The organism is Kribbella sp. NPDC026611, assembly GCF_040638345.1.
Classification (GTDB): Bacteria; Actinomycetota; Actinomycetes; order Propionibacteriales; family Kribbellaceae; genus Kribbella.
On the sequence record NZ_JBEZYC010000003.1, the window covers coordinates 377,011 to 390,278 of the forward strand.

Here is a 13,268-nt window from a genome sequence, read left to right on the forward strand (position 1 = left end):
CCTAGTGGAGTTCCTGTGCGTGTCAGTGTTGTTGCCTTAGGCAAGATCGGCCTGCCGTTGGCGGTCCAGTTCGCGGCCAAGGGTCATCAGGTCGTCGGTGTCGACGTCAACGAGAAGCTCGTCGAGCTGGTGAACGCCGGTCAGGAGCCGTTCCCGGGTGAGGCCCACCTGCAGGAGCTGCTGTCCGAGACCGTGGCCGACGGCCGCCTGCGGGCGACCACGGACTACGCGGACGCCATCCCCGGCAGCGACGCCGTGGTCGTCGTCGTGCCGCTGTTCGTGGACCAGAACACCGGGCAGCCTGAGTTCGGCTGGATGGAGAGCGCGACCCGCTCGCTGGCCGAGCACCTCAGCCCGGGCACGCTGGTCAGCTACGAGACCACCCTGCCGGTCGGCACCACCCGCAACCGGTGGAAGCCGATGCTGGAGGAGATCTCCGGCCTGACCGAGGGCACCGACTTCCACCTGGTGTTCTCGCCGGAGCGGGTGCTCACCGGCCGCGTCTTCGCGGACCTGCGCAAGTACCCGAAGCTGGTCGGCGGCCTGTCCGAGGAGGGCGCCAAGCGCGCCACCGCGTTCTACGAGGCCGTGCTGGACTTCGACGAGCGCCCGGACCTGGCCCGCGCGAACGGCGTCTGGGACCTGGGGTCGGCCGAGGCGGCCGAGCTGGCGAAGCTGGCGGAGACCACCTACCGCGACGTGAACATCGGCCTGGCGAACCAGTTCGCCCGGTTCGCCGGCCAGAACGGCATCGACGTGCACGCCGTCATCGAGGCGTCGAACTCGCAGCCGTACAGCCACATCCACCGGCCCGGTATCGCGGTCGGCGGGCACTGCATCCCGGTCTACCCGCGGCTGTACCTGTACACCGACCCGGGCGCCACCGTCGTCCGCGCGGCCCGCGAGGCCAACGCCGGCATGCCGGACTACACCATCGGTCTGCTCGAGGGCGCGTACGGCGACCTCAAGGGCGCGAAGGTGGTCGTGCTCGGGGCGTCGTACCGTGGTGGGGTCAAGGAGACCGCGTTCTCCGGGGTGTTCCCGGCCGTGGAGGCGCTGAAGTCTCGCGGCGCGGAGGTCTTCGTGCACGACCCGATGTACACCGACGAGGAGCTCCAGGGGCTCGGCTTCACGCCGTACGCGCTGGGCTCGCCGGTGGACGCGGCCGTGCTGCAGGCCGACCACGCGGAGTACGCCCAGCTGACCCCGGCGGAGCTGCCGGGTGTGCAGGTGCTCGTCGACGGTCGTGACCGGACCGACCCGGCTCGCTGGGCGGGTGTCCGGCGGATCGTGATCGGAAGGTCGGTCAGCCAGTGACAAATGCCGACCTGCGGGTCGTGATGATGGTCGCCAACGACGTCACCAACGACAGTAGGGTCCGCAAAGAGGCCGCAGCACTGGCCGAGACCGGAGCAGAGGTCACTGTGCTCGGGGTCTCGGCCAGCGGCCTGCCGTCGAGAGAAATGCTCGACGGTGCGCTGATCGTCCGGGTGGCGGTGCCCTTCGCACTGCGTGAGGAACGGAAACGAAGCCGGACGGCACGCCGCGACTGGCGGCCGCCGCTGGTGGGGTACAAGTACCGCTCGACCTACGTGGCCCGCAGTCAGCGGATCCAGGCCGAGCTCAAGGAACTCAAGGCCGACTCCGGGCACGCGATCGCGCGCGCCAAGGGCGGTCAGGGCAATCCGCTCAAGTTCAAGGCCGGCGTCGCCACCCGGCTGCTCCGCCGCGCCCGCTGGCAGGCCGCGAAGCGCGCCTCCTGGGTGCGCAAGGGGGTCGGCAACAAGGCCGACATCCCGTTCAAGTTCGGCTGGCGCGCGTACGACGGCGTCATCCACCGGCTGGGCTGGCCGGCGCCGTGGCGCAAGCTGCACCCCGAGGCGCTGGACCTGGAGATCGCCTTCGGTGACCTGATCGACCGGCTCGAGCCGGACGTCGTGCACGCGCACGACATGCACGTGATCGGCGTCGCGACCCGCGCCGCCGGCCGGGCCAAGCTGCGCGGCCGGGACCTCAAGGTCGTGTACGACGCGCACGAGTACGTCGCCGGCCTGTCCAGGTACGGCGCCCGCACCCGGCGCTCGATCGCGGCGTGGGCCAACCACGAGGCGGAGTACATCGGCGACGCGGACCGGGTGATCACCGTCAGCCCGGCGATCGCCAGTCGGCTGAAGCGTGAGCACGGGCTGAAGCAACTGCCGACCGTGGTGATGAACACGCCGAACCCCGCTGACGTGTCGGTCGAGGTGTCCGACATTCGCAGCGAGCTCGGCCTCGCCTCCGACGTACCGCTGATGGTGTACGGCGGCGGCGTGACCCGGGCGCGTGGCATCCAGACCGCGGTCCAGGCGCTCGTCGACCTGCCGGACGTGCACCTGGCGGTTGTCTGCGTGCCCGGTGTGGCGACGGACGCGGTCCGGGAGCTGCAGGCGCAGGCCGTGGCGCTCGAGGTGCAGGACCGGTTCCACACCCTCGACCCGGTGAAGCCGGACGAGGTGGTCGCGTTCCTGCGGACCGCGGACGTCGGCCTGATCCCGATCCTGCGCTACCCGAGCCACGAGATGGCGCTGCCGAACAAGCTGTTCGAGTACGCCTTCGCCGGGCTGCCGGTGGTGGTCAGCGACATGCCGAGCATGAAGGAGTTCGTCGAGAAGACCCGGATCGGCGAGGTCTTCACCGCGGCGGACGCGCACAGCCTGGCCGCGAAGGTGCGGATGGTGCTCGGCGACCTGGACAACTACCGCGAGCGGGTGGCCGACCCCGGCTACCAGCAAGAGGTGTCCTGGGCCGGGCAGGCGACCAAGCTGCGCGAGCTGTACGGCGAGCTGACCGGTCGTCAGCTGGAGATCGTCACGCCGGGCGGCCGGTCGGCCAGGACCGGGCGGCACCTGCTGCTCGGACCGGTCAACAGCGCCGGTCAGGCGTGGCTGTGGGCGACGGCGCTCGAGCGTGAGGTACCGGACGTCAAGGCCGAGTCGCTGACCACGGGCAGTGGCGCGTTCGACTTCCGGGTGCACCGCACCGGGACCTACCGGCAGTACCGGTCGGACCTGCGGTGGCAGCTGGAGCTCACGGCGTACGTGCTGCGCGAGGTCACCCACGTGCTGTTCGAGGCCGGGCGGCCGATGTTCGGGCAGCAGCGCGGGCAGATGTGGACGACCGACGTACCGATGCTGGAGCAGGCCGGGATCAAGCACGGCCTGGTCTTCCACGGGTCGGAGATCCGCGATCCTGCGCTGCACCGGGCGAACTACCGCTGGTCGCCGTTCCGGAACCCGGACGACGAGCTCACCACACGGCTGCAGGCGGCGAACGACCTGATGCGCCGGCACCTCGAGGGGTACGAGGGTCCGGTCTTCGTCACCACGCCGGACCTGCTCGAGTTCGTCGAGGACGGGATCTGGCTGCCGCTGACGGTCGACGCGGCGGAGTTCCAGTCGAGCCAGCCGGTGCTGGAGCGGGAGGTGCCGGTGGTGCTGCACGCCCCGTCGGCCAGCGCGCTCAAGGGCTCGGCGTACGTCGACCCGGTGCTGACCGATCTGGACGCGCGGGGGCTGATCGAGTACCAGCGGGTGCAGGGGGTGCCGCACGCGGAGCTCGCCGAGATGGTGCGCAGCGCGGACATCGTGGTCGACCAGCTGCTGCTCGGTTCGTACGGCGTCTTCGCCTGCGAGGCGATGGCGGCCGGCCGCGTCACGGTCGGACACATCGCGGACCCGGTCCGGGACCTGCTGCCGACCGACCTGCCGATCGCGGAGGCGACCCCGGACGACCTGTCCGAGGTGATCGAGCGGTTGGTCGCCGAGCGCGACACGGCGCGGAAGATCGCCGACGCGGGACCGTCGTACGTGCGCGAGCTGCACGACGGGCGGGCGTCCGTCGACGTACTGCTGCCCTTCTTGAACAACGAGCTCGAGGGGCGCGGCGAGTAAGTGCGGATTCTGATGATCGCGCAGTCCCCGATCGCCGGGGACTCGCGGATCCTGCGGGAGGCGACGGCGCTCGCCGCGGCCGGTCACGAGCTGCATGTGATCGGCCGGGATGTTCCGGACGGCTTCGAGGTCGGGCCGGGCGTCACGGTGGAGTCGGTCTCCCGCTCATCGGGTCTCCGCTCCGGTGGACTTGCGGTGGGACACGGCCGCAGCGGGCCGAAGGTGCTGGTCCAGCGGTTCGGACGCTGGTTGTTGCTGCCCGAGCACCGCAATCGCACCGAGAAGCACTGGCGGACGGCCGCGGCGCCTCGGGTGGCCGCGGCCGGTCCGTTCGATGTCGTGCACGCGCACGACTTCAACACGCTCGAGCTGGCCGCCTCGTTTGCAGAGAAGTGGTCGGCTGCGTTGGTGTATGACACCCATGAGCTGTGGTTCGACCGCGCGCTGCCGGGGCGGCCGACGCCGCTGTGGCGAGCTCGTGGTCGCCGGTACGAGGTCACGCTGGCTTCGAAGGCCCGCTTCGTGATCACAGTCTCCGACGGCATCGCGGACCGCCTACGGTCTCGTGGGCTGGCGGATGTGCGCGTTGTCCGCAACACCTTCCCGCGCGCTTCGGTCCCCGCCGCACCCGATCGTCCTGAGGGTCTGCTGTACGCCGGGCGGATAGGCGCCGGGCGCGACCTCTCGACGGTGGTCGCCGCTGCTCGTCAGTTGGCTCCCTTCCGGACCGTGTTGATGGGCTCGGTAGACCCGAACTACCGCCTGGACCTCGGCCCGGTTGAAACCGTCCCCGAACGCTCGATCGACGAGGTCGACGACACCCTCCGCCGGTACGGCATCTCGCTGGTGACCCTCACCAACACCTGCGAGAACCACCGCCTGGCGCTCCCCAACAAACTCTTCCACGCCGTCCGCGCCGGCGTCCCTGTCGTTGCTGCGGACCTCCCCGAGCTCCACGCCGTCGTCACCAGCCACAAACTCGGCACTCTCTACGAGCCCGGCAACCCCAAGTCCCTCGCCGCCGCGGTCCGCGACCTGATCGAAAACTACTCGACCTACACGGACGGCGTCCGCACCGCAGCCGCCGAGCTGAACTGGGAGACGGACTCAGCCACCCTGCTCGCCGCCTACGCTGAGCTGGCCGGCTAACCCGCAACTTTCGGTACCCGGCTGGTATCAAGATCTGTGAAGCCGACAGAGGGGACCGGGGACCATGAAGCGACGGATGGCCGCTGCAGTGGGACTGGCACTGAGCCTGGGTACGGCGCTCCTGCCGGCGCAGGCCGCGCCGAGCTCACAGTCCGCGGTGACCGCCGCCTGTGCGCTCGGGCTCGGCTCCTTGACCCAGGAGTGGGGACAGGAGAGCCGGGTCATCTCCGCGACCGCGCCGCCGAGCGTGAGCGCCCCGATCAAGACGCCGAACATCTACACGCCGCCGTACGACGTCGGTCAGCCGACCACGTTCACAGCGACGCCGGCCGGTTCCGGCCGGACGACTCGTACGGGCAAGGTGGTGTGGGGCTCCGGCTACTTGATGCAGAGCACGGTCACTGTCGACTCGACCGGCAAGATGATCGGCAAGCCCACGTTCACCCGGATCGGCAACGGCTGGGGCGGGCGGTTCCTGATTCAGTCGCAGTACAAGGCGTCCGCGACCAGCAAGCCGACCCGGACGATGCTGTACGACCAGGACATGTACGGGAAGTTCGGGCGCTGGACCGATGTCGGCCGGGGGATCCGGAACACCGGATACGTCACCGGGATGAGCTCGATCAAGTCGTTCGCGCTGATCGCGGCGACGCCGACGTACGACCTGTTCCTGGCGAACAACCGGTCCGGGCAGCTGTACACGGTCAAGATCCCGACCAGCGTGCCGCTGAAGCCGGTGCTGACGCCGGTGCGTACGTCGAGCTGGCAGATCTTCGAGCGGCTGATCGCGGCGCCGTGCGGCCGGACGGGCTCGATCCTGCTCGGGATCGACGACGACACGCACACGGGTTACCTGTACGCCGTCGGTCACGCGGCCGGCGCGAAGACCGTGATCAAGAGCCTGGGCAAGGTGCCGATGGACTTCAGCGTCTGGCCGTACTTCCGGTTCGCGCCGGCGTACGACCCGTTGAACGGCGGCTGACTCAGACGACCAGGTGCAACTTCACCGGGGAGATCCCGAGCTCTGCTCGTTGCCCCCAGGTGAGGGTGATGGTGTCGGACTCCATGCCGTCACCGAAGATGACCAGGTCGGACTCGGCGGTGACGGTGAGGGTGTCGGGAGACTTGAGCAGGCCCTCGGTGAGGCTGGTGCCGGTCGCGGGTGACGGCCAGGCCTCACGGACGAACCAGCAGAGCATCGGGTCGGTGGGCGAGGGGAGTGCGAGCGGGCTCCGCCGCTCCTGCCACGCCGACCGGCACCAACCGGTCGAGCCGGTGCCCGTGCCGACCAGGATCCCGGACGAGGACTGCCGCTCGGGAAGGCCGTCGGGTGTGCTCAGCTTGTAGCGCGCCGACTGGTGCGAGTGGTGGCCGACGTACACCTCGTTCAGAGCGATCAGGTGCTGGCCGTCATCGGTGCTCGCGGCAACCATCGTCCGCTCGGTGACGGTCTGGGCGGTGAGCAGGTCGGCGATCGCGTCGGGCTCGTGCGGGACGAGTACGCCGGGGTTGCGCGCCGGCTCGGGATTGATCCCGATCACCCGCTGCCCGTCGAGGTACTTCGCCACGTTGGCCACCAGCCCGTCCTGGCCGACGGCAATCACCACGTCCTCCGGCCCGAAACCGAATCGATCGAGATCGTTGCGCTCGGCAACGGCTCGACGCCAGTCCAGCGGGATGGCCGCCGACACCGTCGCCAACGCCTCCTGCTGTGCCTGGTGCCGCTCGTCCAGCTCGGCGAGATCCCGCCCTCGCCCCGCCAGGAAGAACCCTGCCTGCTGCCGCGTCCCGTGCCGCGCGACGAGCTCGGTCAACTCGGTAGCCCGGTGCACGATCACCGCCCGCGGCGGAAGACTCACGGGAGTACCCTCGCCGTCCACCCACCGCACCGCACCCGGCACCCGCTTACCTTGCGCCGTGCGGCCCTTCTCCTGTTCGGCACCTTCGCCGCTCGGCGGCGGGTCATGCTGGGTCTCCTGAGGTGAGCTTGGTGAGGAGCGGGGTCAGCAAGTCTGGGGTCAGGTTGAGGGTGCCGATCTCCGGCAGGGCACCTTGCTTGATGGCCAAGGCCAGGATCATGCCCTGGTCCAGGTCGGCGTAGGCCTCCAGGAGCGCCTTCTCGGTGACGGCTTCCGCGGCGCCGATGACGCGCTTGGCGTCGGCCTCTGCTTCGGCCAGAGAGCGTTGACGGGCGGCCGCGGCCTGGGTTTCGATCGATCCCGCCGCGGCGGCCTCGGTCGCGCGGCGGCGTTCGTTCTGGCCGCGCTGGTTGACCAGCTGCTCCTCGCGGCGGGCGAGCTCGATCTGGTTCTGCAGTTCGTTCTCCGCGATCGAACGTTCACGTTCGACCGCAATCGCGCGACGTTCGTACGTCGCCTTGTCCGCGGCCTGCTGCACCATCTCGCGGGTGGGAGTCTGCAGCGCCTTCTCGACGTCCCGCTCGGCCCGGACCGCGACCACTCGCACGTCCTCGACCCCGATACCGAGCCCGGTCAGCCGCTGGTCCTCGCGCAGGCCGGTGCCGACCGCCTGCCGCAGAGCCGTCATGCCCTCGGACAGCGCCTCCGTCAGCGTCATCCGAGCGAGCAGATCCAGTGCGGTCTGCTGAGCCAGCTCGGTCAGTAATCCACCTAGCTGCTCCAGCGGCGTCGAGCGCCACAACCCGGTGTCCGGGTCGATCCCGAAGTCCAGCCGGCTGGACGCCAGCGCCGGATCCGTCACGCGGTACGTCACGGTCGCCTGCACAGCCACGTCCTGGAAGTCCTGCGTCCGCCCGTGGAACAGCAGCGGCTGCTCGCGGTCGTCGACCGGGATCTCGCTCAGCGACGAGTTCAGCGCCCGGAACCAGAACGCCTGGCCCGCGCCGTCGTGCGCGACCTTGCCGTTGCGCAGGTGCCGTACGTGGGTCGTCGGATTCGCCCGCAGGTGACTGATGAACCGGAACCGGGTGATGTCTGCCATCTCGTACTCTCCTCTTTGTCGTCACTTTGACGATAAGCCCGATGCAGACTTCTCGTCAAGGTGACGATTAGAATCGGTCGCATGGACTACGAGCCGGTTGGCCTGGCGACCGATTTGGTCATCCTGACCGTTCGCGACGGCCGCTTCGAGGTGCTGCTGATCCGCCGCGGCATCCCGCCGTACCAGCACCGCTGGGCGCTCCCGGGCGGCTTCGTCCGCCCAGGCGAGGACCTCGAGACAACCGCCCGCCGCGAACTCGCCGAGGAAACCGGCTTGACCGGCGAGCGTCTACCCGGCGAGCAGGGCGGGCGGATCCATCTCGAGCAGGTGGCGACGTACGGCGCTCCCGACCGCGACCCGCGCGGACGAGTGGTCAGCGTGGCCTACTTGGCGCTCGTCCCCGACCTCCCCGCACCGGTCGCCGGCTCGGACGCCGCCGCCGCGAGCTGGGTCGAGGTGAGCGACGTGCTGGCCGATCCCGCGCGGCTCGCCTTCGACCACCACCGCATCCTCACCGACGCCGTCGAGCGAGCCCGCGCCAAACTCGAGTACTCACCCCTCGCAACAGCCTTCTGCCCCGACGCCTTCACCATCTCCGAGCTCCGCGGCGTCTACGAGGCCGTCTGGGGCACCCCCCTCGACCCCCGCAACTTCCACCGAAAAGTCACCAAGACCACCAACTTCGTCACCCCCACCGGCCAAACCACCACCCGCGACGGCGGCCGCCCCGCCCAACTCTTCCACCGCGGCACCGCCACCACCCTCCACCCCCCAATGACCCGCACCTGACCTCCGGAACACCTTGTGTGGATGAGAATTGGGCCTGTCGGGGAAGACCTCTACAGTGCTCCCCATGCCTGCGCATGTGTTCGTCGACGAGAGCAAGGCCAGAGGCCTGCTCATGGCGGCGACGACCTGCGACGCATCGGAGGTCAACGCTCACCGGCGAACAATGGCCAGTCTGCTGATGCCTCGTGAGCGGCGGATCCATTTCACCAAGGAGTCTCCGGCGAGGCGGCGGAAGATTCTCGGGGTGATCACCGAGTTCGGCCTCGGTGTTCGCCTCTACCAGGCGGACAGGAACGATGCTGCGGGCCGCAAGGCGTGCCTGGACGCCGTGGTGGGTGACATCGCGGGATCGGCCGAGCGGTTGGTTGTTGAGCGGGACGAGAGTACGACGACGTTCGACAAGCAGGTTCTGTTCCACGCGGCGCGCATGCACGGGTGCTCAGAGAGCTTGCAGTACCAGTTGCTCGCCGCTCACGATGACCCGCTGCTCTGGGTCCCGGACGCCGTGGCCTGGTCATGGGTCAAAGGCGGCGAGTGGCGCAACCTGGTGGCGTCGTACTCAACTCTCATCCGGGTCTAGACGCGCGAAACCCGGCTCGCCAACCGTCCGGATGACTGCCGGGTTCACTTCCCAAGGGCTACTGCCCCGAGCTGTACACGAGTCTACACGCCCTGGTGTTCGCACCCCGCGGTCACAGGTGCTTGCGGGTTTGGAGGGCTAGTTGTTCGGCGGTGATGAGGTTTGTGTGGGTGCCGGGGGAGGTGCAGGACCAGGCGCCGGCGATGGTGCCGGCTAGGGCGGCGTCGTACCAGTTGACGCCGTCCAGGTAGCGGGCCAGGAAGGCGGCTACGTAGGCGTCGCCGGCGCCGTTGGTGTCTACTACCGGGCGGTCGGGGAAGGTGATCGCGGGGATGTGGCGGGCGGGCTGGTTGCGGACGTGGAGGTAGCTGCCGTCGGCGCCGGCCATCGCGACGACCACGTCGGCGCGGCCGTTCGCGAAGATCCAGTCGACGGCGTCCGGCGGGAGCGCGCTGGTGGAGACGAAGACGATGTCGGAGGCCGTCGCGAAGTCCTTGTGGTAGTCGTTCCGGCCGTCCCAGTCGTGCAGATCGGTGGAGATCGAACGATCGGCCGCGATCGCATCACCGAGCGCGTGCCGGGCGAAGTCCATGATCGAAACGTGCACATGTTCGGTCTGTCGCAGGTTCGTCCGCCAGAGGTCCGGGTCGACGCGCAGCCCGGGCGGGTGGCGGGCGTCGTACAGCGAGAGGCGGCTGCCGTCCGGCGCGACCAGGTTGACCGACCGCCGGGTGCCGCTGGGGTGCCGTACGACGCGCAGCGGCAGCCCGAGCTCGCCGTACGTCCGCCGGATGCGGTCCCCCTCCGGATCGGTCCCGATCACGTCGACCAGGCCGGCGCGCAGGCCGAGCAGGTGGCAGCCGAGCGCGACGCCGTGCCCGGTGTGGCCGAGGTACGACTCGACCGGCGGCACCGGGATCGTCTCCGCGCCCGAGGGCAACGGCAGGCCCGGCACCCGCGCGATCGTGTCGATGCCTACTCCGCCCACCACCAGCACATCCAGCTCCACCCGTCCCGTATACCCGACTTTCGGCAGGTAATACAGATGTCCTCCGGGAGCTGAACGAGGACTTGCCGGCAACCCCGTCGGTACGGCGGACGCCGGTCAGGTCCTACGCGCTCTCAGCGCGCACTTCGTCGACCACCAGCTTCCCCCCGCGCTCCGGCGGCGGGCGCTGCCGGAGACGACGTTCGTCGTCCGGCACGCTGAGGCAGTACTCCTTGGACTCGGCGTACGGCCCGTCCGTGACCACCCTCGGGCAGCAGTGCCCGGCCTGATTGCGCATCGCGTGCGCGGCGTAATCCACCATGATCCGAGCGTCGCCGGACCGACCGGTCCGGCGCGTCCACAGATCTGATGATGTTCACGCCCGGCGATGACTACTGTTTGATCAAAGCCCCGGTCTTCGCCTGCAACTGGTCGAACGTGACTCCGTCGGCCAGTTCGACCAGCCGCAGCCCGTCCTCGGTCACGTCGAGGACGGCGAGATCGGTGATGATCCGGTCGACCACCCCGCGCCCGGTGTACGGCAGGTCGCACTCCTCGAGGATCTTGTGCGAGCCGTCCTTGGCGACGTGCTCCATCAGCACGATCACCTTCTTGGCACCGTGCACGAGGTCCATCGCCCCGCCCATGCCCTTGACCATCTTGCCGGGGATCATCCAGTTGGACAGGTCGCCCTTGGCCGAGACCTGCATCGCGCCCAGGATGGCCGCGTCGATCGCCCCGCCGCGGATCATCCCGAAAGACAGCGACGAGTCGAAGAACGATGCCCCCGGCAAAGTGGTGACGGTCTCCTTGCCGGCGTTGATCAGGTCCGGGTCCTCCGCGCCCTCGACCGGGTACGGCCCGACGCCGAGGATCCCGTTCTCGGACTGCAGGACCACCGTGACGCCGTCCGGGATGTAGTTCGGCACCATCGTCGGCAGGCCGATCCCGAGGTTCACGTACTGGCCGTCCTCGAGCTCGGCGGCGGCCCGGGCGGCCATCTGCTCACGGGTGAGTGGCATGCTCAGGCCTCCTTCGGCTGGACGGTGCGCTTCTCGATCCGCTTCTCAATATCCTTGCCAACAGCAACGACCCGCTGGACGTACACGCCGGGCAGGTGGATCGAGTCCGGGTCCAGCTCGCCCGGCTGGACCAGCTCCTCGACGGTGGCGATCGTGACCCGGCCGGCCATCGCCGCGAGCGGGTTGAAGTTCCGGGCGCTCCGGTCGAAGACCAGGTTGCCGTGGGTGTCGCCCTTGAGCGCGTGTACCAGCCCGAAGTCGGTGGTGATCGACTCCTCCAGCACGTACGTCGTGCCGCCGATCTCCCGGGTCTCCTTGGCCGCGGACGCCTTCGCGACCGAGCCGTCCGGGTTGTACTTCTGCGGCAGCCCGCCGTCCGCGACCTGGGTCCCGACGCCGGCCAGGGTGTAGAAGGCGGCGATCCCGCAGCCGCCGGCCCGCAGCTTCTCGGCCAGCGTGCCCTGCGGGGTCAGCTCGACCTCGAGCTCACCGGACAGGAACTGCCGGGCGAACTCCTTGTTCTCCCCGACGTACGACGAGGTCATCTTGGCGATCCGCCTGTCGGCGAGAAGGATGCCCAGACCCCAGTCGTCGACGCCGCAGTTGTTCGACACCACGCGGAGGCCGGTGACGCCCTTGTCGTGCAGCGCGCTGATCAGCTGCATCGGGTTGCCGCACAACCCGAAGCCCCCGACGGCGAGGCTCGCACCGTCCTCGATGTCCGCCACCGCATCCTGCGGCGACGCGTACGTCTTGTCCATCAGCTGCTCCGTTGCAGAGTTGATCAGGCCGGAAGCCAGGTCGCTCCCGACTCTAACCAGCCGATCGGTGTCTCGCGATGTGGGCGGGACCACAGCGTGGTGTGGTCCCGTCCTACGCGCTCGCTTCGGAGGCGTTCAGCGCCGACAGCTCGTGCAGTGCCTCGAAGTGGGCGTCCTCGAGGTCAGGGAGCGCCAGTACGACGGACAGGTGCAGCCGGGCCGTGGAGTGCTTGCCAGAGCCGCGTGCGGTGCGCGCCAGACCGATCCGAGCGGCCGCTACCGTCTCAGGGAGCTCAGCGGCCTCGCCGATGGACAGGGCCTGCAGGTAGTCGTTGTGAGCGTCCTCCAGCTTGCCCAGCGCGCGGTACTGGTCGCCCCGCTCGCACAGGAGGATCCCTGTCTCCTCCGCCAGGCACAGCTCCTCGGCCAACTCGAGCGCCTCGGTCGTGAGGTCCAGCGGCTCGTCCACTACGTACCGGAGCGCCGTGACGGCCAGGAACATGCCCCAGCGGTCCTCCAGCATCCGGAAGCGGCCCAGCGCCGTACGTAGGGCGTCTGCCGCGTCGGCCGGTGCAGCTGACGTGAGCCCGGGGTAGCCACGGCACAGCTCAACGGCTGCCCGTGTCCACGCGTCACCGGCCTCGTTCCGCTCGAGCACCTCCTCGACCACCTCGGCTGGTTCGAAGGGGCCGAAGACGAGTGACCAAAGCAGGACGGTCACGGAGTACCGGAACGGGCCGGTGGTGGTCAGCACGATCTGCTGGGCCAGCTCGACCTGCTCCTGCTCCGCCGACGCGGCACCGTGGATGACCGCGAGCAGGTACTCCTCGTCGAGCCCGACGGGAACGGTCCGGCCGAGCATGCTCAGCACGCGCTCAGCCGCCGCCGCAGCCTCGTCCTGGAGCCCGCGAGACCACCAGTACGCCGAGTAGCGCGCGACGAGCCGCAATGCGGTCCGCAGGTCGCTCTCGCACGCCCGCTCGATCGCACGCACGACCTGCTCAGCCTCCAGGCTGTGCAGGTCGTCCGATCCCCCCAAGTTCACGTGCCTCATTGTTGCTCGCGACTGTTACAGCTGGATCACCG

13 protein-coding genes are annotated in these 13,268 nt (G+C 69.3%); 6 read left to right on the forward strand and 7 right to left on the reverse strand.

Going from position 1 to position 13,268, the window contains the following annotated elements:
* Positions 1–15: 15 nt before the first annotated feature.
* From AB0E69_RS13705 to AB0E69_RS13720, 4 genes are all read left to right on the forward strand, one after another.
* Positions 16–1,317 (forward strand): nucleotide sugar dehydrogenase, encoded by a 1,302-nt coding sequence (locus AB0E69_RS13705; RefSeq protein ID WP_360143935.1) that lies wholly within the window; start codon positions 16–18, stop codon positions 1,315–1,317.
* A complete protein-coding gene (locus AB0E69_RS13710; protein ID WP_360143938.1) occupies positions 1,314–3,932 on the forward strand; it encodes a glycosyltransferase in 2,619 nt (872 codons plus the stop codon). Before AB0E69_RS13705 ends, AB0E69_RS13710 begins: the two co-directional genes overlap by 4 nt.
* A 12-nt stretch (positions 3,933–3,944) precedes the next feature.
* Positions 3,945–5,081: a glycosyltransferase gene (locus tag AB0E69_RS13715; RefSeq protein ID WP_360143941.1), complete on the forward strand. Its 1,137-nt coding sequence runs from the start codon at positions 3,945–3,947 to the stop codon at positions 5,079–5,081.
* 76 nt (positions 5,082–5,157) lie between these two features.
* Positions 5,158–6,063, forward strand: a complete 906-nt coding sequence (locus AB0E69_RS13720; RefSeq protein WP_360143944.1) for a hypothetical protein — start codon at positions 5,158–5,160, stop codon at positions 6,061–6,063.
* A gap of 1 nt (position 6,064) precedes the next feature.
* Here the strand turns inward: AB0E69_RS13720 and AB0E69_RS13725 are convergent, their stop codons facing one another.
* Together AB0E69_RS13725 and AB0E69_RS13730 are read right to left on the reverse strand one after the other, a co-directional pair.
* On the reverse strand, positions 6,065–6,940 hold the full coding sequence (locus AB0E69_RS13725) for a hypothetical protein (RefSeq protein WP_360143947.1): 876 nt from the start codon (positions 6,938–6,940) through the stop codon (positions 6,065–6,067).
* Positions 6,941–7,043: 103 nt separating this feature from the next.
* The gene (locus tag AB0E69_RS13730; protein WP_360143950.1) at positions 7,044–8,042 is read right to left on the reverse strand and encodes an SPFH domain-containing protein; all 999 of its coding nucleotides are present in this window, start codon (positions 8,040–8,042) and stop codon (positions 7,044–7,046) included.
* Positions 8,043–8,123: 81 nt separating this feature from the next.
* Between AB0E69_RS13730 and AB0E69_RS13735 the strand changes: the two genes are divergently transcribed.
* Positions 8,124–8,831, forward strand: a complete 708-nt coding sequence (locus AB0E69_RS13735; protein WP_360143953.1) for an NUDIX domain-containing protein — start codon at positions 8,124–8,126, stop codon at positions 8,829–8,831.
* A 64-nt stretch (positions 8,832–8,895) separates the two neighbouring features.
* A complete protein-coding gene (locus AB0E69_RS13740) occupies positions 8,896–9,411 on the forward strand; it encodes a hypothetical protein (protein ID WP_360143956.1) in 516 nt (171 codons plus the stop codon).
* Positions 9,412–9,523: 112 nt separating this feature from the next.
* On the opposite strand, the gene AB0E69_RS13745 is transcribed toward AB0E69_RS13740, so the two are convergent.
* The 5 genes from AB0E69_RS13745 to AB0E69_RS13765 all read right to left on the reverse strand — a co-directional run bounded on the left by AB0E69_RS13745 (position 9,524) and on the right by AB0E69_RS13765 (position 13,227).
* Complete coding sequence (locus AB0E69_RS13745; protein ID WP_360143959.1) at positions 9,524–10,420, reverse strand: carbohydrate kinase family protein; 897 nt, start codon at positions 10,418–10,420, stop codon at positions 9,524–9,526.
* Between the two features lie 103 nt (positions 10,421–10,523).
* Positions 10,524–10,721, reverse strand: a complete 198-nt coding sequence (locus AB0E69_RS13750) for a hypothetical protein (RefSeq protein ID WP_360143962.1) — start codon at positions 10,719–10,721, stop codon at positions 10,524–10,526.
* Between the two features lie 70 nt (positions 10,722–10,791).
* Entirely contained in the window at positions 10,792–11,421 is a 630-nt protein-coding gene (locus AB0E69_RS13755; protein WP_360143965.1) for a CoA transferase subunit B, read from the reverse strand.
* A 2-nt stretch (positions 11,422–11,423) separates the two neighbouring features.
* Positions 11,424–12,182: a CoA transferase subunit A gene (locus AB0E69_RS13760; protein ID WP_360143968.1), complete on the reverse strand. Its 759-nt coding sequence runs from the start codon at positions 12,180–12,182 to the stop codon at positions 11,424–11,426.
* A gap of 112 nt (positions 12,183–12,294) precedes the next feature.
* Entirely contained in the window at positions 12,295–13,227 is a 933-nt protein-coding gene (locus AB0E69_RS13765) for a hypothetical protein (protein ID WP_360143971.1), read from the reverse strand.
* Positions 13,228–13,268: the final 41 nt, after the last annotated feature.